The sequence below is a fragment of the Actinoplanes sp. KI2 genome (assembly GCF_025630775.1).
Lineage (GTDB): Bacteria > Actinomycetota > Actinomycetes > Mycobacteriales > Micromonosporaceae > Actinoplanes.
The window spans coordinates 1-22,472 of sequence record NZ_JAOSZE010000069.1 but is presented as its reverse complement, the minus strand read 5'-3'; the positions used below and the strand labels follow the sequence as shown (position 1 = coordinate 22,472).

The window sequence follows — 22,472 nt, the reverse complement described above, 5'->3', positions numbered from 1 at the left end:
AGGAGACGGTTCATGCGTACGGTGAGCGCGGCCGAGACGGTTCCCACCACCCATCCGTGGGCGGTACACGCCGAACAACTGCGGGTGCGCGCCGGTCGGCACCTGGCCGTCGACGGGCTCGACCTGACCCTCGGCACCGGCGTGCACGGCCTGCTCGGGCCGAACGGGGCCGGCAAGACGACGCTGATGCGCGCGCTGGCCACCGTGGTGACGCCGGCCGGTGGGCGGCTCACCCTGCTCGGCGAGGCCGTCGGCGGCCGGGCCGACCTGCGGCGGGTGCGCCGGGGGATCGGCTACCTGCCGCAGCAGTTCGGCTTCTACCCGCGGTTCACGGTTCGCGAGTTCGTCGAGTACATGGCCTGGCTCAAGGAGATGCCGAAGGCCGAGGTGGCCGGCGCGACGCAGCGGGCGATCGACCGGGTCGGCCTGACCGCGAAGGCGGACGCCCGGATGAAGACGCTCTCCGGCGGCATGCTGCGCCGGGCCGGCATCGCCCAGGCGATCGTGAACGACCCGGCCGTGCTGCTGCTCGACGAGCCCACCGTGGGCCTCGACCCGGAGCAGCGCCTCGACTTCCGGGAGCTGCTGCGCGACGTCGGCGTGGACAGCTGCGTGCTGGTCTCCACCCATCTGGTCGAGGACGTGGTGGCCGCCTGCACCGACGTGGTTCTGATCAACGAGGGCCGGCTGGTCTACCAGGGCACCCCGGCCGACCTGGCGGCGCAGGGCGGCGACGGCGACGCCGGGGACAGCCCGGCCGAACGGGGCTACTCCGCGCTGCTGCGCCGGCACCGGGCGGAGGCCGGCCGGTGAGCCGCGTCTTCCGGATCGAGCTGCGCCGGTCGGTGGCGCTCGGGCTGGCGCTGGTCCTGCTGGTGGCCGGCGCGCTGCTGCTGTTCTTCGCCGACCCATCGGCGTTCACCACCGGCTGGATGCAGCTGGCCATGACCCAGCGGCTGTACCTGGCGGTGTTGTGGCCGCTCGCGCTGGCGGCCGGCGCCTGGCAGGCCCGCCGCGAGCACCGGTCGAACGTGGCGGAGCTGTTCGCCACCACGCCCCGCCCGCGGGCGCAGCGGATCGTGCCGACGCTCGCCGCGTTGGCGGTCGGGGCCATCGCCGGTTACCTGGCAATGGGGATCGCGGGCGGGGTGTGGATCGCCGGGACCGCCCGGTACCTGCCGGTGTCGGTCTTCGCGGTGCTGGGGGTCGGGCTGCTGGCGCTGGTCGCGGCGGTCTGGCTCGGCCTGGCCGTCGGCCACTTGCTGCCGTCGCCGGCGACCGCACCGGCGCTGGCGGTCGCCGGCCTCGGGCTGCTGCTGCTCCTGCCCGGCGCGACCCGCCCGCACGGCTGGCTGGCCCTGGTGTTCTCGCCGATCTACGAGATGAACCTGCCGGACGCGTACACCACCGTGCCCGGCCCGGCCAGCGTCTCGCAGGCGATCTGGCTGGCCGCGCTGGCCGTCGCCGCGGTGCTGCTGGTCGCGGCGGGCGGCTGGCGGCTACGGGTGGCGGCTCTGCTGCCGGTGGTGCTCGGGGCCGCGCTGGCGATCGCCGTGATGCCCCGCAACGACCGGTACGTCATCGACGCGGTCGACCCGGTGGCGCGGGAGCTGGTCTGCGCCCGCGACGAACCGCGGGTCTGCCTGAGCCGCGTGCACACCGGGCTGCTCGGCGAGGTGACCGGGCCGGCGCGGGAGGCGTTGACGGTGCTGGCGAAGCTGCCGGGAGCGCCGACCCAGGTGCACGAGGACACGACCACGTACGTGCCCATCGTCTACCCGGCGTGGCACGACGACGTGGTGCTGCTGCGGGTCGACGCCGGCTCCGACGGTCACCTCGCCGACCGCGGCGGGGTGCTCGCCGAGGTGGTGGCCGGGGCGTTCGCCAGCCGGGGCGACTGCGACCACTTCGCCGGTCCGCAGGAGAAGCTCGCGGCCGCGTACTGGCTGATCGGGCGCGAGCCGGCGGTCCCGGCCGGCTCCTACGACCCGGAGATCGTCACCGCCGCGACCCAGCTGTGGCAGAGCCTGCGCCAGCGGCCCGACGCCGCGGCCCGGGTGGCGGCCCTGCGCCAGGCCGCGCTGAGCTGCACGGTCCAGGACGGGCAGCTGTCCCGATGAGGTGGCTGGCACTCTATCTGCGCTCCCGGCGGGTGCTGGCGGCGCTGATCGCGGCCGGAGCCGGCGTGCTGGCGGCGTGGACACTGTGGTCGGTGTTCTCGGACAGCCGGGAGGTCGGCTTCCAGCTGGTCGTTCTGACCGTGCTGCTGCTGGTCACCGCGCTGACCGCCACGCTGGGCGGGCCGGACGACGCCCTCGAGCGGACGGCCGCGGTCCGCTGGCCGCCCCGGCGGCTGGCCCACCTGGCGGCGGTGTTCCTGGTCGTGGTGGCGCCGCTGCTCGCCACGCTGGCCACCGGGGCCCGGTTCGGGCCGGCCGGGCTGGTGGCGCGGGACGCGGCCGGGCTGCTGGGGCTGACCGCGCTGGGCGCCGCGACGATCGGGGTCGGGCGGGCCTGGTTCCTGCCGCTGGGCTGGACGCTGGCGGCGATCCTGTTTCCGCGCTCGGAGCCGGCCCTCGGGCGGATCCTGACCTGGCAGGCGCAGCCCGCGGTGAGCGCCGCGGCGGCGGTGACGGCCGGGCTGCTGGCGGTGGGCGGATTCGTCGCGTACACGGCTGCCGGCCCGGCCGAGCGCTGACCGCACGCTGCGGCGGTTGAATGGCTTCATGAGCGAGGTCATCACGGCCGTCTACGAGATCACCGCCGAGGACCCGGCCGGGCGGGCCGCCCTCGTCGCGGTGGAACAGAGCCACGAGCTGCCCACCGAGCTGTCCCCGGCCAACGCCGTCCGCGACTCGCTCGCGCACGTCCGGGAGGTCGTCGAGCGGCCGGGCCGCCCGGCGCTGGTCACCGTCGACTATCCGGCCGGGCTCGCCGGAGGCGAGCTCGGCCAGCTGCTGGTTCTGCTGCTCGGGAACGTGTCGCTGCAGGATGGTGTACGCCTGGTGGACGTCACGCTCCCGGCAGTGCTGGCCGGCGCCCTGGGCGGGCCGCGGCTGGGCGTGGCCGGCATCCGGTCCCTGGTCGCCGAGCCGGCCGGCGCCCTGCTCGCGACCGCGCTGAAGCCGGTCGGCATGACCAGCGAGCAGCTCGCCGCCCTGGCCCGCGACGTCGCCGCCGGGGGCCTGCACGTGGTGAAGGAGGACCAGAGCCTGGCGAACCAGCCGTGGGCGCCGTTCGCCGAGCGGGTGCCCCGGGTGGCCGAGGCCGTCCGCGCCGCCAACCCGCACACCGTCTACCTGCCGGTCGTCAACGGCGGCGCGGCCGGCTTCGCCGAGCAGGTACGGTTCGCCCGCCGCGCCGGCGCGCACGGCGTCCTGGTCATGCCGGGCATCGCGGGCTTCGGCGCCCTCGCGCACGCCGCCGAGCTGTTCGACGGCGGGATCGTCCTCGCCCACCCGTCGTTCCTGGGCGGCTTCACCGCGAGCGAGAGTCACGGCATCGCCCCGGACGTGCTGTTCGGCACCCTGCTGCGGCTGGCCGGCGCCGACGCGAGCATCTTCCCGAGCTGGGGCGGCCGCTTCAGCCTGAGCCGCGACCAGTGCCTGGCGATCGCCTCGGCGGCCCGGCGCCCCCTGCCCGGCGTGGCACCGATGCTGCCGACGCCGGGCGGCGGCATGTCCATCGACCGGGCACCGGAGCTGCTCGACGCGTACGGCCCGGACACCCTCTTCCTCGTCGGCGGCGACCTACGCCGCGGCGGCGACCCCCGCCGAGCCGCCGAGCGGCTGGTCGCCGCGGTCCGACCCGGATAACGGCTGCCGCGGCCTGACCCGGTCAGGGCTTGGCGCGCGATCGGCCGTGGTAGGGCGACAGCCGCAGGATCGCGCCCCGCGCGAGCGGGCCGACCAGTGGCACCAGGCGTCGCTTCCAGCCGAGACTCGCCGCGATGGTTTCGGCGATGTCGGTGAAGTCGTGGCGCTGGTAGCGCAGCAGTGCCTCGCTTTCCGTGGTGTCGATCCAGTCGGTCGCGTAGACGGCGTTGCTGAACGCCTCGTCCGGCAACGGCTTGACGCCCATCGCCGCCAGCAGCCGGGTCAGGTACTCCCGGTAGGTGAGCTGGCAGGAGGATCCGCCGCCGACGAACAGGACTCGGCCCCAGGCCGCCGGCGTCTCCAGCGCATTGGTGATCGCCAGGCCCGCGTCGTCGGCATGCAGCGCCTCGATCCGGTTGTCCAACCCGATCTCGAACATGATCGGGTGCGGATCGCGTACGCCGAGGATCGGCACGTCGGCGAAGCGGAAGATGCACCAGGTCAGGCCGGACTCCCGGATGAGCTCCTCGCACTCGATCTTGTGTTCGGTGTACGGGTTCGTCGCGACCAGCGGATCACCGACGCGCCGCGGCGGCGGCCTGTCCAAGGTGTGCCCGTGAACGTCGAAGGTGGACGAGAACAGCAGCCGCGGCGGGGTCGGCTGGGCCTGGCAGGCCGCCACGACGTTGGCGGTACCGTCGACGTTGACCGCGCGGGCGCGTTCCGGCTCCTCGTCCGCCTCCGGCGGGATCAGCGCCGCGAGGTGGACCACCGCATCGACGCCGGCGGTCGCCCGCCGGACCGCGGCGGCATCGGTGATGTCACCCCAGACCACCTCGACGCCCGGCGGCAGGTCGCGAGCCGTGCGCCGGCCGGCCCTGGTCAACCGCTCGAACGAGCGCACGGTGTGCCCGCGCGCCACCAACTCCGGCAGCGTGTGCGACCCGACGTTGCCGGCCCCGCCAGTCACCAAGACCCTCACGTGACACCCCAGCTCCGACTCGTACGACGAATGGGACCAAAGCATGGCCGGTGCCGAGCGGGGACGCCACCTCGCGTCGTCAGACGCGGATGAACGCGGCTATCGCCGGGTCGCGGCGCAGCGCGACGAGATCGTCCTCGGTGGGCAGTACCGGCCGGTCCCGGTCGACCACGACCGCGCACAGGAAGCCGAACGGCTCGTGCGCCGTCGCGCGGAACTGATGCCAGCCCCAGCTCGGCACGAACACCACGTCGTGCGGCGCCAGTGCCACCACCCGGTCGACGATCAGGGCGCTGCCCCGCCCGCGGAGGGGGACGACCACGTGCGTGTGCTTGTGTCGTTCCAGTGTGGTGTGCCCGCCCGGCCCGACCTCGAAATAGCGCAGCGACGTGCCCTGCCCGTGCTCGGTGCCGGTGAGCTCCTGCCGGGTCACCGCGTGGAAGGTGCCGTCCGCATCCTTGTACGCGCGCACCTCGCCGCCCGCCCAGACGAAGGGCGCGCTCTGCCCGCGGTGGGTCGGCGGGGCCGCCATGGCTCGATCGTAGACGCAGAGCCGCCCGGACCGGCCCTACGCCCGGGTCGCGGGCTGCCGGGGGATGACGCGGGGGAGATGGTCGAGGACCAGCTCGGCGAGCTGGGTGAGCACCGTGGTCTGGGTCTCGGTGAGCTGTCTCGGTCCGATGTCGAGCGCGGCCACCACCCCCAGACGCCGCCCGTCGGCGGCGACGATCGGGGCGCCGGCGTAGAACCGCACCCCCGGCCCGCCGCGGACCAGTGGATGGTTGCGGGCCCGCGGGTCGGTGGTCGCGTCGGTGATCAGGTAGAGGCCGTCCGCGCCGAGCGCGGAGGCACACAGGCCCGGCACGGCGGCGACCTGCCGGATGTCGCCCAGCCCGCGGGCGGCGACGAACCGGACCCGGTCGGCGTCGACGATGCTGACGATGGCCATCGGCGTGCCGCACACCGTGGCGGCGATCTCGGCGATCAGGTCCAGAGCGCGACCGGGCGCGGCGTCCACGATGCGATGCCGGCCGGTGGTATCCGGCCGGCCGCTGTCGGTGAGCAGCGCACGGTGATCGCTGGCGGGCGACACGGCGTCTCCTTCCGCTCGTCGGCAGGGCCGCCTGGCACACCGGGGCGGCGCGCCGGGCCGCCCGCCGGCCGGGCCGGGAAACCGCCACCATGGCACGGTAGTTGCATGATGACAAGTAGCCTGCGCCGCGAACGGCCTGCCCATTGCCGATCGGGCGTACCGGGCGTTCACCCGTACGAGTGACGGTGTTCCTTGGCCGAACCGGCCCACGAGCCGCCCGTGGCGCGGATACGCTCGCCCTTGTGCACGGGACCGTCGAGGTGGGCACTCGCCTCGAGCCGCAGGTCAGCTGGCCGGAGGAGGGCGCCGCCCTCACCATGACGGCCGGCGCGCCGGTGCGGCTGATGATCTTTCTGCGGCGGCCGCACCACCTCGAGGTCGACGCCGTGACCGCCGCCCCGACCCGGTTCGCCTGGGTCGACGGCGAGCAGGCCGGGCTGCTGCTGTACCGGCTCGGTCCGGTCCTGTCCTGGGCCCAGGTGCCGTACCACCCGCATTTCGCGTCGCCCGAGGACGGGCCGGTCGGCGTCGACGCCCACGGTGCCGTGCAGATCGTGCTGGTCGACCGGGACGGCGAGACCGTCCGGGCCCTGCACCGGGTCCACTGGCCGGCCGAGTTCGCCGACACGGTCCGTGCGTCGGTGGCCCGGATGGCCGACATCCCGTTCAGCCAGACCGCGTACGACCACGTCCTCGCCGCCCTGCACCGCCGCTACCCCACCCTCGAGGACATGCTCACCGACCGCGTCGACGCGACCTGCACCGCCACGTAAGGCCCGGCAGAACGATCCCCGGGCCGCCGCGTCCGAGGCGGTGTCCATCGACGTTCCTGCCTGCGACACTGTGCCGATAGCCGGAACTGGTCGTCGCCGAGGGGATCAAGATGGGCGAATTTCCGCGCGGGCTGTCCGCCTTCTCGCTCGAGGGCAAGAAGGCCCTGGTCACCGGGGGCAATCGCGGGCTCGGGTACGCGTTCACCCGGGCCCTGGCCGACTGCGGCGCCACGGTCGCGTTCGTCGGCCGCGGCGGGGCGGCCAACGAGGCGGCGACCGGCCGGCTCGCGGGCGACGGTATCGACGCGTACGGGATCAGCGCCGACCTGACCGTGGACGACGACGTGGATCGGGCCGTCGACGCGGCCGTCGAGGCGCTGGGCGGCCTGGACATCGTGGTCAACAACGCCGGCATCTGCTTCCACAACCCGGCCTGGGACGCCACCGACGACCAGTGGCGGCAGGTCTTCGACCTCAACGTGCGGGCGGTGTGGAAGGTCAGCCTCGCGACCGGGCGGCACCTGCGGGCGGCCGGCGGCGGCGCGATCGTCAACATCGGCTCGATCTCCGGGCTGATCGTCAACCGGCCGCAGGCGCAGGCGCCCTACAACGCCTCCAAGGCCGCCGTGCACCAGCTGACCAAGTCCCTCGCGGCGGAGTGGGCGCCGCACCACATCCGGGTCAACGCGGTCGCGCCCGGCTACGTCAAGACCGAGATGGCGCCGGTCGACCGGCCCGAGCTGCGCCGGATGTGGATCGAGGACGCCCCGCAGCAGCGATACGCGATGCCCGAGGAGATCGCGCCGACCGTCGTCTATCTCTGCTCCCCGGCGGCGGCCTTCGTCACCGGCGCGGTGCTGGTCATCGACGGTGGCTACACCGTGTACTGACCGGCCGCTATCGTGGCGCGGTGGATGAGCTGCGGTACCGGGTCCTGCGCGCCGAATCCGAGTACGACAGCGTCAAGAAGGACGTGCGGATCGCGTACGCAAGCTGGTTGTTCCTGGGAATTTTCGGCGGTCATCGGTTCTACCTGGGCGATACCGGCCGCTCGATCGCGATGCTGTTCACGCTCGGCGGGCTCGGGCTGTGGACGCTCGCCGACGGCTTCTTCGTCGGCCGCCGGGTGCGTGCGGTCAACGACCGGCGCCGCGCCGCGATCATGGCTCGGCACGGCATCGTCGACGGCTGACGGAGTTCACAGCTTTTCCTTGGTTTCGGCCAGTAGCCTGCGCCGGTGGGTCCCCTCATCCGACTCCTGCTCGGCGTCCTCCCGCGCCCGGCCCGCCAGTGGCTGCTGGCCCATCGGGAAGTGACCAAGTTTCTCGTCGTCGGCGGGACGTGCTTCCTGGTCACCGGCTTGATCAACTATGCGCTGAAGCTGACCGTGCTGGCCGCGCGCCCGGTCACCGCGCTCACCATCGCGACGGCCGCGGCCACCGTGCTCTCGTACGCGCTGAACCGGCGTTGGGCGTTCCGGGGCCGGGGCGGCCGCCGCGGCCTGCACGAGGCCGTGCTGTTCTTCGCGATCAACGGCGTCGCCACGCTGGTCAACGACGTGCCGCTGTGGGCCTCCCGATACCTTTTCGACCTGCGGGTCCCGGACGTGAGCCGGCTGGTCCAGGAGACGAGCGACTTCGTGTCCGGGATGATCGCCGGGACGCTGCTGGCGATGATCTTCCGGCTGTGGGCGTACCGGACGTGGGTTTTCCCGCACCAGCGGGTGCGATTGGTGCAGGGCGGAGCACAACCACCCCAACCCGACGAGCGCGCCGCTTGATCTTCGGTGGTACGGTCTGCGACCGGCCCGTGCTTCCGCCCCGGGCGGGACCGGACAGACTGACGGGACGCCCCCATGACCTTGCTGGATCGCGTGTACGGCGGCCCCGTCGTAGCCTGGCCGCGCTGGTGGGGCCGGCCCGCCGTGCCGGCGGCGGCCCTCGCCGCGGTCCTCGGGCTGATCTGGGCGCAGTGGCTGGCCCGCGACGCCGGTGACCTGGCCGCCCAGTACGCGTGGACCGCGTTCGTCCGGCACCACCCGGGCGCGGCCTACAACCTGTCCTGGTACGGCGGCATCCACCCGGCCTCGTACAGCGTCATCTCGCCGTACGTGATGGCCTGGCTGGGCGTGCGCACCACCGGCGTGCTCGCCTGCACCGGCTGCGCGGCCCTGGGCGCGGTGCTGCTCACCCGGTCCGGCATCCGCCGCCCGCTGCCGGTGGCGCTCTGGTTCGCGGTCGCCGTCTGGTGCAACGTCGCGGCCGGGCGGGTCACGTACCTGCTCGGCATGGTGTTCGCCGTGGCGGCCGCCATCTTCGTGCTGACCGGGACCCACGGGAGCCGGCCACGGCCGATGCTCGCGGCGGTGCTCGGCGTGGTCGCGACCCTGTGCAGCCCGGTCGCCGGCCTGTTCGTGGAGGTGCTGGCCGCCGCGCTGTTCCTGACCGGCAAGCGGCGGCAGGCCTACCTGATCGCGCCCGGACCCCCGGTGGTGATCGGGGTGACCGCGCTGCTGTTCCCGTTCTCCGGGGTGCAGCCGTTCCACTGGTACGCCGCCCTGCCTACGGCCGCCGCGGCGGTAGCCGTCGCGGTGCTGGCCCCGCCCGCATGGCGCACCGTGCGGGCCGCGTCCTGGGTATACGCCGTCGGCGTCGTGCTGTGCTGGGCGCTGCCCACCCCGATCGGCAGCAACGTCGAGCGCCTCGCCCTGCTGGCCGGCGCGACGGTCCTCGTCTGCGCCGCCCGCCTGCCGCAGCGCCGCGGCCGGCGGCTGATCGCGACCTACCTGGCCGCCGCCGCGCTCGCGATCTGGACCGTCGTCCAGCCGGTCACCGACCTCGTCAAGACCGCACCGACGCCCGCCACCACCGCCGACGCCCGCCCGCTGATCAGCAAGCTGCTCGAGCTGAACGCCCAGCAGGGCCGGGTCGAGGTGGTGCCGCTGCGCTCGCACTGGGAGGCGGCCGGGATCGCGCCGTACGTCAATCTGGCCCGCGGCTGGAACCGGCAGGCCGACGTCCAGCGCAACCCGCTGTTCTACGACGGCACCCTGACCGCGGCCAGCTACCGCGAGTGGCTGCGGACCTGGAGCGTCGGCTACGTCGTGCTGCCGGCCAGCGAGCCGGACAGCGGCGGCACCGCCGAGGCCCGGGTCATCGCCGCCGGCGCGGCCTGGCTGCCGCTGGTCTGGGAGGACGCCGACTGGCGCGTCTACCGGGTGGAGGGCGCCGACCCGCTCGCCTCGGCGCCGGCGACAGTCACCTACGCCGGGCCGGCCACGCTCACCGTCCAGCTGCCCAGCGCGGGCTCGGCGGTGCTGCGCATCGCCTGGTCGCCGTGGCTGGCCATCGCCGGGACGGCCGACGACGATGACGACGACGACACGAAGCCGCGCGCCTGCCTGACCCAGAGCGGGGCGTGGACCGAGCTGGTCGCCCCGGCCGGCGGCACCTACACCATCGAGGCCCGGTACGCGCTCGATCGCGGCACCCCGTGCCCGGCCGCCGACCCGGCCGTAGCGCGGCCCTGATCGCGCTCGAGGACGAAGTAGTCACCTCCCGTTCACCTTCCCAGGATGAAGTCAGATCGCCGCACGGTGGCCATGCTCAGCCGATGGCGGAAAGCACCAGTACGAACGCCGGGCTGGCCGGTAAGCAGCGGCGGCTCGCGATCCTGCTCGCAATGGCGATGTTCGTGCTGGTGGTGGACACCTCACTGATGAACGTGTCGATCGCGGCGGTGGTCCGCGACCTCGACACCACCACCAGCGGCGTGCAGTCCGCGATCGCCCTGGAGGCGCTGGTGTCCGCGGCGTTCATCCTGATCGGTGGCAAGGTCGGCGACCTGATCGGACGCAAGCGCGCGTACATCCTCGGTCTGCTCGGCTACGCGGTCGGCGCGCTGGCGATGACGCTGGCCCAGAGCCTCACCGCGGTCATCATCTTCTGGGCCCTGATCGGCGGGATCGGCGCGTCGCTGCTGCTGCCCTCGATGCAGTCGCTCATCCACGGCAACTTCCAGGGACCGGCCCAGCGCCGGGTGTACGCCCTGGTCGGCGCGGCCGCGGCGATCGCGGCGGCGGTCGGGCCGCTGCTGGGCGGCTTCATCACCACGTACCTGTCCTGGCGGGTGGGTTTTGCCCTGGAGGTCGTCATCATCGCGGGCGTGCTCTCCGGCATCGGGCTGGTCCGCAACGTGCCCTACACCGGCCCGCGGGAGATCGACATCGTCGGCTCGATCCTGTCGGTCATCGGCATGGGCGGCATCGTGCTCGGCATCCTGGTCTGGCAGGAGGGCGGCGAGTCGGTGGCCGCGCTCATCCTGCTCGGCGTGGCGGCGCTGGCCGGCCTGGCGTACTGGCTGGTCCGGCGGGCCCGCGCGGGCAAGCCGCACCTGCTGGACCCGGACCTGTTCAAGTCGGCGATGTTCCGGGTGGGCATCTCCCAGCAGCTGCTGCAGCAGATCGCGCTGGGCGGCCTGATGATCGCGCTGCCGATCTACCTGCAGATGGTCCTCGAGTACAGCGCGATGGAGGCCGGCCTGTCGCTCGCCCCGCTGTCGCTGAGCATGTTCGCCGTCGCCCTGTACGCCGGCAAGAAGGGCGGCAAGCGGCGCCCGGCCACCATCGTCACCGTCGGGTTCCTGCTGGTCGCCATCGGGGTCGGCATCCTGATCCCGATCGTGCCCCGGGCCGGCTTCGGCTGGGCCCTGCTGGTCCCGCTGGCCATCGCCGGCAGCGGGCTCGGCATGCTGGTCTCGCAGCTCAACGACTACACCCTCGCGCCCATCTCGGAGGAGCGGGTGAGCGAGGCCGCCGCCGTGAACTCGGCCGGCGGCTCGTTCGGGCTGTCGTTCGGGCTGGCCTTCGCCGGCGCGATCATGCTGGCCACGCTGTCGCTGTCGTTCACCAGCAAGGCCGAGGCGAGCGACGTGCTCACCCCGGCCCAGCAGACCCAGGTGGCGCAGACCCTGGAGACGAACGCCGAGGTGATGACCAACACCCACCTCAACGAGCTGCTGGCGTCCGAGACCCCGGAGGTACGGGCCGAGGTCGTCCGCATCAACACGGAAGCCCGGCCCGTCTCCCTTCAGGTCGCGCTGTTCATCCCGTTGCTGGCTGCCCTGCTGGGCCTGCTCAACTCCGTCCGCATGCGGCGCCTGCCCGACCCGGAGCCGTCGAACTCGCCCGGGTCGTTGCTCGGCTAGACGGGCAACGTCCACTTCTGGTTGGCCGAGGCGAAGCAGTCCCAGATCTGCAGGCGCGTGCCGTCGGCCGAGCTCGGGCCGGTGGCGTCCAGGCACTTGCCCAGCGAGCGCAGCGTGCCGTCGGCGTTCGGCGCCCACTGCTGGGCGGCGGTGCCGTTGCAGTCGTACAGCTGGACCTTGGTGCCGTTGGCCGAGTTCGCGCCGGTCACGTCGAGGCACTTGCCGAGCGCCCGGACGGTGCCGTCGGTGCCGACCGTCCACGACTGCGCCGCGGTGCCGTTGCAGGTGTAGAGCTGGACCGCCGTGCCGTTCGCCGAGCTCGCCCCGGCCACGTCGACGCACTTCCCGCCGTACCCGGTGATCTGGCCGGTGCGGGACGGCCCGGCGCCGGCATCCCCGGCGCCGGCATCCCCGGCGCCGGCCCAGACGTACGTCCCGGTGGTCTTGGCCGGCAGGGTGGCGGTGAACTGACGGGCGCCGGCCCGCAGGGTGAAGCTCTGGTCGGCCGAGGTCTGGTTGACCACGACGGTGACCAGCGAGTTGTCCGGGTTGACGAAGGCGACGTCGGTGACCGTGCCGGTCGAGCCGTAGCCGCTGGCCACCCGCTTGGCGCCGGCCTGCACGAACTTCGAGAACTGGGCGACCATGTTGTAGTCGGGCAGCTTCCAGAAGGTGTCCGGGTTGCTCGTGCTCTGCACCAGCATGGTCGGGTCGGGCGAGCCGGACCAGCGCTCCGGCGAGCGGTTCTGGTCGAGCATGGACACCCAGCCCTCGTACAGGGTGGCCTGGTTGCGGAAGTACTGCACGATCCGGTCGGCGCCCGCGGTGCCCCAGACCGAGCGCTCGGTCATCAGCACGTCCTTCTCCGGGTACGTGGCCTTGACCGTGGCCATCGCCGAGGGGTCGCCGGCGTAGTCGTGGAAGGCGATCCCGTCGACAGAGGAGCGTGCGTCGGCGGTGAGCACGCCCGCGGCGTACGAGACGCCCTCGGAGAAGTTGTGGTCGAACGCCCAGATCTTGGTGGTCGGCAGCTCGGCCCGGACCGCCTTGGCCAGCTGCCGCTCCTGGTCGGCCGAGACCAGCATGCCGGGGTAGTCGGCGGGGGAGAACAGCGGCTCGTTCTGCAGGGTCAAACCATAAATCGGAACGCCTTGCGCCGCGTACGCCCGGACCGCCTTGCCGTAGTACGTCGCGAGCGTCGGGATGTACTGGCTGAGCAGACTGCCCCCGATGATCGCGTTGCTGGTCTTCATCCACGGCGGGGCGCTCCACGCGCTCGCGAAGATCTTCAGGTTCGGGTTGATCGCCAGGGCCTGCTGCAGCGTCGAGACGATGTGGTAGTCGATGTCGCGCTGGATGGAGAAGCGGCTCAGCGTCGGATCGGCCGCGCCGTCGTCGTACGTGTAGAAGTCGTGCGAGGTGAAGTCGCTGGTGCCCAGGGTGATCCGGACGACGTCGAAGCCGGCCCCGTTGACCGGGTCGACGAGCGCGCGCAGGGCGGCGTCGCGGCCGGCCGCGCTCATCCGGGACAGGTTGTAGATCGTCGACTCCTCGAGCGAGGAGCCGACGCCGAGCACGGTCTGGAACTGCTGGGTGGTGTCGACGGTGATCGTGGCGGTGCCGCCGGCGGCCGCGGTAGGCAGGTCGGCCTGGCGGCTGAGCTGGTAGGGCGTGCCGGCCAGGCCGGTCGCGGGGCTGGTGTACCAGTTGCCGTTCTTGGGCTCGTAGCCCGCGGTGCGCGACTCGGAGCTGAGGTAGACCTGGACGGTGCCGGCGGCGGCCGCCCGGGCGGGGCTGCTGAGACTGCTGAGGCCGGTGGTGGCAAGGGCGGCGGCGAGCACGGCCGCGATTTTCGAACGGGACATCGGCGGTGGGCCCCTCGGCGTAATTTCACGACTTGAAGTAACGGTTGGGAAATCTTCGCGTCCCGATTGAGATGAGTCAATGGCAGGGTCGACCGGTCGGCTCGCCCCGCCTCGACTTTTCGGACATGTCGCAAATTCCCCTAATTTTGTATCTTGGGTGGCGGCCGTTACCGACCAAGAAGGGCTCCCCGTATGACTCAGGAACGCCGCAAGATGCTGCGCTCGACGCCGGACCGCCGCCGCAGCGAGTTCGGTGGCCCCCGCCGCGCGCCGCTGGTCAGCGTGGTGATCCCGACGCTGAACGAGGAGCTGAACCTGCCGCACGTGTTCGGCGCGCTGCCGGCCGGGCTGCACGAGGTCGTCCTGGTCGACGGTGGCTCGGTCGACAACACCGTGGCGGTCGCCCGGCAACTGCGCTCCGACGTCGTCGTGGTGCGGCAGACCCGAAGCGGCAAGGGCAACGCCCTGGCCAGCGGGTTCGCCGCCTGCACCGGCGACGCCATCGTGATGATCGACGCGGACGGCTCCACCGACCCGGCCGAGATCCACCGCTTCGTCGAGGCCCTGATCCACGGCGCCGAGTTCGCCAAGGGCTCCCGGTTCAGCGAGGGCGGCTTCAGCCACGACATCACGCCCCTGCGGCGGGCCGGCAACATGGGCCTCAACATGTTCGTCAACCGGCTCTTCGGCACCCAGTTCACCGATCTCTGCTACGGCTACAACGCCTTCTGGCGCCGCGCGGTGCCGGTGATGGACCTGCCCCCGACCGACCTGCCCGCGCCCGCCGACGGCGGCAAGCTGTGGGGCGACGGATTCGAGATCGAAACCCTGATCAACATCCGGGTCGCCGCCAGCGGCATGCGGGTGCGCGAGGTCTCCAGCGTCGAGCACCTGCGCATCCACGGCACGAGCAACCTCAACACGTTCCGCGACGGCGCCCGCGTGCTGCGGACCATCCTCAGCGAGTTCCGCCGCCGCGGCGTCCACCGCCGCGCGGAGGCGAAGGCCGAGGCGCTCACCCACGCCACGGCCGACAAGGTGGTCCCCGTCCTCGCCGTCCCCGGCGGCAAGTGGTACGGAACGGTGGACGCCCTGCTGAGCGCCGAGACCCAGCTCCCGCGCGCCTCGTAGAAGCCCCGCAACCCTCGCCCGCCGAGCGCCGCCCGCCCGCGCCGCTCCCCGAACGCCGCCGCCCCGCTGCGCATCGAGCGCGGGCGGCCAGGCGCCGCCCGTCCCCGCGTTGCCCCCCAGCGCGGGCGGCGCGCGGCATTGCCTGCCACGCGCAGTGTCCGCCCGCGTTGCCCCCAGCGCGGGCTGCACGGCATTGCCTGCCCCGCGCAGCGTCCGCCCGCGTTCCCCCCCGGCGCGGGCGGCGCGGCGCGGCCTGCCCCCGCGCTGTCCCTTCCCGCGCTGTGCGCCCGGATTGCCTCCGGCGCGCGGGCGGCGCGGCTGTCCACCGCCCCCTGCGTAGCCCGCCGGCGCGGGCGGTTCGGGCGGTTCGGGCGGTTCGTCAGTTGGTGAGCATTTTGGCGAACTCGGCCGGGTCGATGATGGGGATGCCGAGCTGGGCCGCCTTCTTTGCCTTCGCGGTGGTCGTCTCGGATGTGATGAGGGCCGTGGTGTTGGCCGAGACGCTGCCGCTGGCCCGGCCGCCCAGTTGCTCGATGCGCTCGCTCACCGTGGTGCGGGTGTATCCCGGGACGGTGCCGCTGACCACGTAGGTCTTGCCGTCGAACGGCTGGTCGCCGGTGGTCTCGGGGACGCTCATGGTGACGCCGGCGGCGGCGAGCCGGTCGATGACGCCGGACATGGCGGCGAGGCCGTCGACGACGTGCTGTGCCTTGATCAGGCCCATCTTGTCGATCTCGGCGATCTCCTCGACGGTGGCGGCGCGCAGTGCGTCCATCGTCTTGAACCGGGCAGCGAGCCAGCGGCCGACGCTGCGGCCGGTCATCCGGATGCCGAGGCCCGTGATGACGCGGTTGAACGGCTGGGCCCTGCTGTGCTCGAGCGACGCGACGACCTTGGCGGCGTTGAGCTTGCCGAGCAGGACGACGCCGCCCGCCTTGGTGTTGCCGACCGGCAGGGTGGCCAGCTGGTCCTCGGTCAACGAGTAAAGGTCGGCGACGTCGTTGGCGAGGCCGGCGTTGACCAGGGCGACGCAGAGGGCCTCACCCGCGCCCTCGACATCCATGGCCTCGCGGCTGCACCAATATTCCAGCGCGTTGGTGGCGCTGCACGAGGCGGTGTGGCAGCGCCAGAGCAGGCTGGACTTGTCCCACGGCTCGCCGCACTGCGGACAGGTCTCGGGCGGTGCCCACGGCGTGAGGCCGTGCGGCTGCTCGCCGATCGGTGCGGTGACGCGCGGGATGACGTCCCCGGCCCGCCACACGGCGACGGTCTGGCCGATGGCGAGCCCCTGCTCCTCGACGAACTTGGGGTTGTGCAGCGTCGCGTAGGTGATCGTCGTGCCGTCGACGAAGACCGGGTCGAGCACGGCGCGCAGCGAGATGCGCCCGGTGCGCCCGACTCGCACCTCGATGTCGCGCAGCACCGTCGAGCCGGTGTCGGCGGGATATTTGAACGCGGCCGCCCAGTGTGGCGTGCGGCTGCCGAAGCCGAGCCGACGGCGCGTCGTTTCCAGGTCGGCGGTGAGCACCGCGCCGTCGATCGGGAACTCCAGCCCGCGGCGCAGCTCGCCGACGCGTGCGATGGCGGCGAGCGCGGCGTCCGCGTCGGCGGCCACCTGGATCTCGCCGGTGGCGAGCCGCCCGGCCACCGGAAAGCCGAGCTCGACCGCGCGGTCCATGCGCTCGCGGTGGGAGGCGAAATCGCCGGAGATGTCGTACGCCGCGAAGGTCATCGGTGTCTCGTAGGTGCGGTCGGCGCTGCGGATCGACCCGGCGACCGCGCCGCGCGAGTTGATGAATGCCTTGCCGCCGGCGGCGACCCGGTTGGCACTGGCGGCCTCGAAGTCGCTCACGGTCATGTAGATCTCGCCGCGGACCTCGCCCGTCCACGGGGTGCCGAGCCGGTCGGGCAGGCCGGCGACGCCGCGCAGCACCTGAGCGGTGACGTTTTCCCCGGTGCTGCCGTCGCCGCGGAGCGCGGCCAGGGCGAGCCGGCCCGACCGGTATTCCACCCGGATCGCGAGCCCGTCGAGCTTGACCTCGACCAGGCAGGGGTCGCCGCCGAGGTCGGCGACGAACGCGCGCACCTCGTCCTCCCCGGTGACCTTGCCGAGCGACATCATCGGCTCGGGGTGCCGCACGTCGCCGCCGGCGGACACCCCGGCCGCGACCCGCGTGGTGAGCCCGCCGTCCGCCCAGGCGGGGTGCGCCTGTTTCGCCGCGGCGATGCGGTCGAGCAGGGCGTCGTAGTCGGCGTCGGTCATCAGCACGTCGCCGGTGTCGTAATACGACTTGGCGGCGGCTCGTGCCTGCTCGACGGCAGCAGCGAACGCGGCTTCGGTGAGGGCGGTGTCCGTCATGCCGACAACCTACGTGGCCGGTACGACAAAACCTGCCGACGCGGCGGTCAGCGGGGCCGGGGCGCGGCCAGCGGCAGGTAGTCGACCCCGGTGAGCTCCGCGGAGACCTGCCATAGGCGCTCCGCCGTGGCGGTGTCGAGGGCCACCCGCGGGTACGGCACCGGGGTCGGCGCGCCCCGGAAATGCCGGCCGCTGCCGATGTAGGCGCCGCTCGCCGGCGTGGTGGCCTGGTACAGCGCGGGCAGGGCGCCGGCCGCGGCCGGTTGCCCGGTGAGCAGTTGGATCAGGCGGACGGCCCGTTCGGCGGCGCGCCGGCCGCGGCCCCACTCGGCGCTCTTGCCGACCAGCATGGTGGTGCGGACCACGCCGGGGTGGCAGGCGGCGCTCTGCAGGTCGATTCCGGCGCGCCGGGCCCGGCGGTCCAGTTCGAGGGCGAAGAGCAGATTGGCCAGCTTGGACCGCCCGTACGCGGTGATCATGTGGTAGTCCCGGGTGCTCTGCAGGTCGTCGAAGTCGATCCGGGACCGTGCGGCCAGCGAGCTGGACACGGTCACCACGCGGGCGCCCCGGGACGCGAGCAGCAGCGGCAGCAGCCGGCCGGTCAGCGCGAAGTGGCCGAGGTGGTTCACGCCGAGATGGGCCTCGAACCCGTCGGCGGTCAGCCGTCGTGGGCCGCCGACGATGCCGGCGTTGTTGACCAGGATGTCCAGCGCGTCGAGCCGGGTCGTGACCGAGCCGGCGAACTCGTCGATCGAGTCGAGGCTCGCCAGGTCGAGCGTCGCGACCTGGACGGAGCCGGCCGCCCGTCGGGCGACGATCCGGCGTGCGGCCTGCTCGGTACGCCCGGGGTCACGGGCCGCGAGCACGACGTGGGCGCCGTGGGCGGCCAGCTGGGCGGCGATCTCGAACCCCATCCCGGAGCCGGCGCCGGTCACGATGCCGGTCCGGCCGGTGAGGTCGGGGATGTCTTCGGCGGTCCATCGGGCAGCGGCCACGGGTGTCAGTCCTTTCCGGAGCAGGAAAGCTTGGACCATAGTTTGGACTATAATCTAAACGCCCCGCTGGATCAACGTCTTAAGATGGGCGCGTGAAGACACCCCCGCCGGATCTGGCCCGACGGCTGCACGAGGCGAGCGAGGAACTGCTCCGGCCCGGGCAGGACATGCGCCTCGAGGACGTCGCCGCCCTGGTGGGATCCAAGCGCGCCACGCTGTACTACTACTTCTCCGGTCGCGACGACCTGGTTACGTTCCTTCTCGACGAGCACATGGACGCCGCCGCCGCGGTGATCACCGGCGCCGAGCCGGCCGCCCCGCCGGACGTCCGGCTGCGCGCCGCGGTCGCCGGGTTGATCGACTTCCTCGGCGCCCGTCCCGGCGTCTGCGGCGGCCTGCTCTCGTTCGCCGGCGCGACCGGCCGGGTCGAGGCGGTCATGGCGGCCAAGGATCGAAAGGTCGCCGAGCCGCTTCGCGCCATCCTCGAAGCGGGCAAGTCGGCCGGCGTCTTCACGATCGGCGACGCGCGGGACGCCGCCGACGCGATCCTCGGCGCCATCATGATCGCCACGATGGGCCGCTGGCAGCGCGAGGGCGCCGGCGACCCCGCCTTCGCCGCCGCACTTACCGACCAAGTCCTGCGCGGCGTCCAGGCGTAGTGCCGGCCACTTCCTCCCAGCGAGCTCCCAGCTACGGCGCAGCGGAGGCGCAGCGGGCGGATCGAGAATGTGGATCGTGGCCCGGCGCAGATTCCTGTCGCCGCGGCGCAGCCTGCGCCGGGTTGCGCTGCGGACGAAGCTTGTCGCCACCGTGCTGGTTCTGGTCTTCGCGGCGCTCGCGCTGATCAGCCTGGCCGGCACGTACGCGGTGGATCGTTACCTGATCTCGCGGACGGACAACGACCTCCGTTCGCTCGCGTATGCCTACTCCTTGATCATCGCCAGGACCGATACCCGCCGCGAAGATTGGCCCATCGATCAACCGGACTATCTGGTCGTGCTGGCCTCGGCCTCCGGAGCGGACGTCCCCTCCACCGGTGGCCGGCAGGCCCCCGCCGACCTACCGGCGCCACTGTCCGGCCCGGGCGAGATCAGCGCCCATCTGGGCACGCCCTACACGGCGCGCTCGGTCAACGGCAAATACCGGTGGCGACTGCTGGTGATCCGCCTCGACAACGACACGGTGCTGCGCGTCGGGCAGCGGTTGACCGGCGTCGACGAGGTCATCGCCCGGCTGGTGCGGGCCGAGATCCTGGTCGGTGCCGGTGTGTTGATCGTGTTGGCCGCGGTCGGTGCGGCGCTGGTGCGGTGGAGCCTGATCCCGTTGGTGCGGATCGAGCGGACCGCCGCGGCGATCGGTGCCGGCGACCTGACCCGGCGGGTGCCCGATCCGGAGGAGCGGGACGGCGGCGAGCCCACCACCGATCTGGGCCGGTTGTCGCGGGCGTTGAACGCGATGCTCGCCCAGATCGAGGCGGCGTTCATCGCCCGGGCGCAGACCGAGCGGTCCGCCCGGCAGGCGGCGGAGGCCGCGCAGATCTCCGAGGCGCAGGCACTGACATCCGAGTCTCGGGCGCTGTCCTCGGAGGCAACCATGCGGAAGTTCGTGGCGGACTCGTCGGACGAGTTGCGGACGCCACTGACCACCATCCGGGGCGCCGCCGAGCGGTATCGGCAGGGCGTCGTCTCCGACCCGGGGGAGGTGGCGAACCTGGTGCGCCGGATCGAGGACGAGGCGATCCGGATGGGCCTGCTGGTGGAGGACCTGCTACGGCCGGCCCGGCAGGAAAGCCCGGCCAGGCAGGAGGAGCCGGCCCGGCAGGAGGAGCCGCCCCGGCAGGAGGAGCCGCCCCGGCAGGAGGAGCCGGCCCGGCAGGACGGGCCTTAGACGCCGGCCGGCTGCTGCTCCTGACCGAGGTCGATGAGGTGGACCCGAGGGTCGTCGCCCAGCCGGGCCTCGTACGCCGTCGGCGGCCCGCTCCGCGGCCAGCGGGCACCGACCACCGTGGCCATCCGCCCGCCCAGGCTGACCTGCGCCCCGGGCGCCTTGAGCCGGTGCGCGCCGAGCAGCACCGCGTCGAGGGTCTGCCGGGCGCCCGGCAGCGAGCCCCGCAGGCTCACCGTGCGGAGCTCCCGGCCGAGGGTGATCGTCGCCTCGGCGCGCGGGTCGCCGGCGTCCAGCGCGGTCTCCACCCTGGTCCACAGTCGCCATTGGTCGTCGTCGAGCAGCAGCCGGGCGGCCCGGTCCAGGGCCGCGCAGGTGATGTCGACCGCCGTCTCCTCGCCCAGCTCGCCCACCCAGGCCAGCTCGTCGTCGGCGGGCAGCAGGGCCGGCGACTCGTGCGCCACCACCGTGTAGAGCATCGCGAGCACCGTCCGGCGGTCGCGGCCGTCGTAAAGCCGGCCCGCAACGGTGCGCAGGCGCGGGAAGCGGGCCGTCAGGTGAGCGGCGCGACCCAGCGGGGGAGCGGCCGCGTCCCGGGTATCGGCCACCCGGGCGTGGAACGGGCGCTGTTCGCGGTGGGCGAACAGCAGCGCGCGGTGCGGGTCGGCGAGCACCCGCGCGGCGACCGAGTAAGGCACTCCCATCTGGGCGGCGAGGGCCCGGACGGCGCGCCGGCGGGCACGGTCGTTCGCCTGGCGGCGGCGTTCGGCTCCGGTCATGGCGGCCCTCCCTTGGGGCCATCGTAGGTTCTTCGATGTACGTTGAGGGGGCAGCCGCGCCTGCACGAGCGTGCGAGCCCCCCACGCGGGCCCGCGTCGACGCCAAGAGGCTCTGACTCAGCGCACACCACCCTGACGCGCGCCCCCGTGCGCCCACCGGGTGGGGTGCGTGGGGCCTCGCCGCGAGGACGTGAGTGTCGTGTTCGAACGGTTCACCGACCAGGCCCGCCGGGTTGTCGTCCTGGCTCAGGAAGAGGCCCGCCTGCTCAATCACCACGACATCGCCACCGAGCACCTGCTGCTCGGCCTGATCAACGAGGGCGAGGGCGTGGCCGCCCAGGCCCTGACCGCCCTCGGGGTCACGCTCGAAGCCGCTCGGCACCGGGTGGAGGAGGCGGTCGGCGAGGGCCGGGACGTGCCGGGCGTGCACGTCCCGTTCACGCCCGCCGCCAAGAACGTGCTCGAGCTGGCCCTGCGCGAGGCGCTCAAGCTCGGCCACAACCACATCGGTCCCGAGCACATCCTGCTCGGGTTGCTGCGGGACACCGCGAGCGTGGCGGTCCAGATCCTGGTCACTCTGGGCGCAAATCCCTCGAGCGTACGAGAAAAGGTCCTTCAGCTCTTGTCCGGTCATCCCGCGCTGGCCGCCGCCGCCGCGCCGGCCTCCTCGACCCTGCTGGACCAGTTCGGCGAGAACCTCACCCAGCGCGCCCGGGACGGCGGCCTCGACCCGGTGATCGGCCGGGACCGGGAGATCGACCGGATCGTGGTGGTGCTCTCCTGCCGCATCAAGAACAACCCGATCCTGGTCGGCGAGCCCGGCGTCGGCAAGACCGCCGTGGTCGAGGGTCTGTGCCGGCGCATCGTGGCCGACGAGGTGCCCGAGACGCTGCGCGGAAAACAGGTGTACACCCTCGACCTGGGCTTGCTGGTGGCCGGCTCGCGGTACCGCGGCGACTTCGAGGAGCGGCTGAAGAAGGTGGTCAACCAGTGCCGCACCCGCGGCGACATCATCCTGTTCATCGACGAGATTCACACGCTGGTGGGCGCGGGCGCGGCCGAGGGCGCGATCGACGCGGCGAGCATCCTCAAGCCCTTGCTGGCCCGCGGCGAGCTGCAGACGGTCGGCGCCACCACCACGGCGGAGTACCGCAAACACTTCGAGAAGGACGCCCCGCTCGCCCGCCGCTTCCAGCCGATACCGATCGGCGAGCCGACCTCCGCCGAGGCCGTCGAGATCCTCCGCGGCCTGCGCCGGCGATACGAGGAGCACCATCACGTCTCGTACACCGACGGCGCCCTCGTCACCGCGGTGGCCCTGGCCGACCGGTACGTCGCCGACCGCTTCCTGCCGGACAAGGCGATCGACCTGATCGACGAGGCCGGGGCGTGGGCGCACCTCCGGCCGCAGAGCGACGGCCAGGTCGACGGGGAGCAGGTCGCCGAGGTCCTGGCGAACTGGACGGGCATTCCCGTGCGGCGGCTGTCCGAGCAGGAGACGTCGCGGCTGCTCCGCATGGAGGACGAGCTGCACCAGCGGATCATCGGGCAGACCGAGGCGGTACGCGCGGTGGCGCGGGCGATCCGGCGT

At 73.0% G+C, this 22,472-nt stretch carries 20 protein-coding genes and 1 pseudogene; 14 read left to right on the top strand and 7 right to left on the bottom strand.

All coding sequences use genetic code 11. From position 1 onward, the window contains the following. Positions 1 to 12 precede the first annotated feature (12 nt). From ODJ79_RS43320 to ODJ79_RS43305, 4 genes are read left to right on the top strand one after another with little or no spacing between them, the layout of a single operon-like run. Positions 13 to 813 carry an ATP-binding cassette domain-containing protein gene (locus ODJ79_RS43320; protein ID WP_263029564.1) on the top strand — a complete coding sequence of 267 codons (801 nt, stop codon included), beginning with the start codon at positions 13 to 15 and terminating at the stop codon, positions 811 to 813. Then, positions 810 to 2,120, top strand: a complete 1,311-nt coding sequence (locus tag ODJ79_RS43315) for a hypothetical protein (RefSeq protein ID WP_263029563.1) — start codon at positions 810 to 812, stop codon at positions 2,118 to 2,120. Before ODJ79_RS43320 ends, ODJ79_RS43315 begins: the two co-directional genes overlap by 4 nt. Further along, positions 2,117 to 2,698 carry a hypothetical protein gene (locus tag ODJ79_RS43310; RefSeq protein WP_263029562.1) on the top strand — a complete coding sequence of 194 codons (582 nt, stop codon included), beginning with the start codon at positions 2,117 to 2,119 and terminating at the stop codon, positions 2,696 to 2,698. The genes ODJ79_RS43315 and ODJ79_RS43310 overlap by 4 nt, the downstream gene beginning before the upstream one ends. 28 nt (positions 2,699 to 2,726) lie before the next feature. After that, positions 2,727 to 3,815 (top strand): RuBisCO large subunit C-terminal-like domain-containing protein, encoded by a 1,089-nt coding sequence (locus ODJ79_RS43305; protein WP_263029561.1) that lies wholly within the window; start codon positions 2,727 to 2,729, stop codon positions 3,813 to 3,815. Between the two features lie 22 nt (positions 3,816 to 3,837). On the opposite strand, the gene ODJ79_RS43300 is transcribed toward ODJ79_RS43305, so the two are convergent. From ODJ79_RS43300 to ODJ79_RS43290, 3 genes are all read right to left on the bottom strand, one after another. Next, a complete protein-coding gene (locus ODJ79_RS43300) occupies positions 3,838 to 4,797 on the bottom strand; it encodes an NAD-dependent epimerase/dehydratase family protein (protein ID WP_263029560.1) in 960 nt (319 codons plus the stop codon). Between the two features lie 79 nt (positions 4,798 to 4,876). Further along, positions 4,877 to 5,329, bottom strand: a complete 453-nt coding sequence (locus tag ODJ79_RS43295) for a cupin domain-containing protein (RefSeq protein ID WP_263029559.1) — start codon at positions 5,327 to 5,329, stop codon at positions 4,877 to 4,879. A gap of 36 nt (positions 5,330 to 5,365) precedes the next feature. Beyond that, positions 5,366 to 5,890 (bottom strand): GAF domain-containing protein, encoded by a 525-nt coding sequence (locus ODJ79_RS43290; protein WP_263029558.1) that lies wholly within the window; start codon positions 5,888 to 5,890, stop codon positions 5,366 to 5,368. A 242-nt stretch (positions 5,891 to 6,132) separates the two neighbouring features. On the opposite strand from ODJ79_RS43290, the gene ODJ79_RS43285 reads away from it, so the two are divergent. The 6 genes from ODJ79_RS43285 (at position 6,133) to ODJ79_RS43260 (ending at position 11,868) form a co-directional block, all read left to right on the top strand. Then, entirely contained in the window at positions 6,133 to 6,663 is a 531-nt protein-coding gene (locus ODJ79_RS43285) for a hypothetical protein (protein ID WP_263029557.1), read from the top strand. Positions 6,664 to 6,773: 110 nt separating this feature from the next. Continuing rightward, complete coding sequence (locus ODJ79_RS43280) at positions 6,774 to 7,553, top strand: SDR family NAD(P)-dependent oxidoreductase (RefSeq protein WP_263029556.1); 780 nt, start codon at positions 6,774 to 6,776, stop codon at positions 7,551 to 7,553. Between the two features lie 20 nt (positions 7,554 to 7,573). Then, positions 7,574 to 7,855 (top strand): TM2 domain-containing protein, encoded by a 282-nt coding sequence (locus ODJ79_RS43275; RefSeq protein ID WP_263029555.1) that lies wholly within the window; start codon positions 7,574 to 7,576, stop codon positions 7,853 to 7,855. Between the two features lie 45 nt (positions 7,856 to 7,900). Continuing rightward, positions 7,901 to 8,443 carry a GtrA family protein gene (locus ODJ79_RS43270; RefSeq protein WP_263029554.1) on the top strand — a complete coding sequence of 181 codons (543 nt, stop codon included), beginning with the start codon at positions 7,901 to 7,903 and terminating at the stop codon, positions 8,441 to 8,443. 75 nt (positions 8,444 to 8,518) lie between these two features. Further along, positions 8,519 to 10,192, top strand: a complete 1,674-nt coding sequence (locus ODJ79_RS43265; RefSeq protein ID WP_263029553.1) for an MFS transporter — start codon at positions 8,519 to 8,521, stop codon at positions 10,190 to 10,192. 83 nt (positions 10,193 to 10,275) lie between these two features. After that, entirely contained in the window at positions 10,276 to 11,868 is a 1,593-nt protein-coding gene (locus ODJ79_RS43260) for an MFS transporter (protein ID WP_263029552.1), read from the top strand. Here the strand turns inward: ODJ79_RS43260 and ODJ79_RS43255 are convergent. Continuing rightward, positions 11,865 to 13,733 (bottom strand): ricin-type beta-trefoil lectin domain protein, encoded by a 1,869-nt coding sequence (locus tag ODJ79_RS43255; protein ID WP_263029551.1) that lies wholly within the window; start codon positions 13,731 to 13,733, stop codon positions 11,865 to 11,867. The genes ODJ79_RS43260 and ODJ79_RS43255 overlap by 4 nt on opposite strands. 192 nt (positions 13,734 to 13,925) lie before the next feature. Here ODJ79_RS43255 and ODJ79_RS43250 point away from each other — a divergent pair, with 192 nt between their 5' ends. After that, the gene (locus ODJ79_RS43250) at positions 13,926 to 14,864 is read left to right on the top strand and encodes a glycosyltransferase family 2 protein (protein ID WP_263029550.1); all 939 of its coding nucleotides are present in this window, start codon (positions 13,926 to 13,928) and stop codon (positions 14,862 to 14,864) included. Between the two features lie 379 nt (positions 14,865 to 15,243). On the opposite strand, the gene ligA is transcribed toward ODJ79_RS43250, so the two are convergent. Both ligA and ODJ79_RS43240 read right to left on the bottom strand, forming a co-directional pair. Next, complete coding sequence (gene ligA / locus ODJ79_RS43245; protein WP_263029549.1) at positions 15,244 to 17,223, bottom strand: NAD-dependent DNA ligase LigA; 1,980 nt, start codon at positions 17,221 to 17,223, stop codon at positions 15,244 to 15,246. 47 nt (positions 17,224 to 17,270) lie between these two features. Continuing rightward, positions 17,271 to 18,218 carry an oxidoreductase gene (locus ODJ79_RS43240; RefSeq protein WP_263029548.1) on the bottom strand — a complete coding sequence of 316 codons (948 nt, stop codon included), beginning with the start codon at positions 18,216 to 18,218 and terminating at the stop codon, positions 17,271 to 17,273. Positions 18,219 to 18,310: 92 nt separating this feature from the next. Between ODJ79_RS43240 and ODJ79_RS43235 the strand changes: the two genes are divergently transcribed. Then, complete coding sequence (locus ODJ79_RS43235; protein ID WP_263029547.1) at positions 18,311 to 18,877, top strand: TetR/AcrR family transcriptional regulator; 567 nt, start codon at positions 18,311 to 18,313, stop codon at positions 18,875 to 18,877. Between the two features lie 67 nt (positions 18,878 to 18,944). Continuing rightward, positions 18,945 to 20,030 (top strand): annotated as a pseudogene (locus ODJ79_RS43230) (histidine kinase dimerization/phospho-acceptor domain-containing protein); the annotation flags it as partial. 71 nt (positions 20,031 to 20,101) lie between these two features. Here ODJ79_RS43230 and ODJ79_RS43225 read toward each other — a convergent pair. After that, a complete protein-coding gene (locus ODJ79_RS43225; RefSeq protein ID WP_263029545.1) occupies positions 20,102 to 20,881 on the bottom strand; it encodes a hypothetical protein in 780 nt (259 codons plus the stop codon). A 199-nt stretch (positions 20,882 to 21,080) separates the two neighbouring features. Between ODJ79_RS43225 and ODJ79_RS43220 the strand changes: the two genes are divergently transcribed. Then, positions 21,081 to 22,472, top strand: a 1,392-nt coding sequence (locus ODJ79_RS43220; protein ID WP_263029544.1) for a Clp protease N-terminal domain-containing protein, incomplete at its 3' end; no start/stop codon positions are given.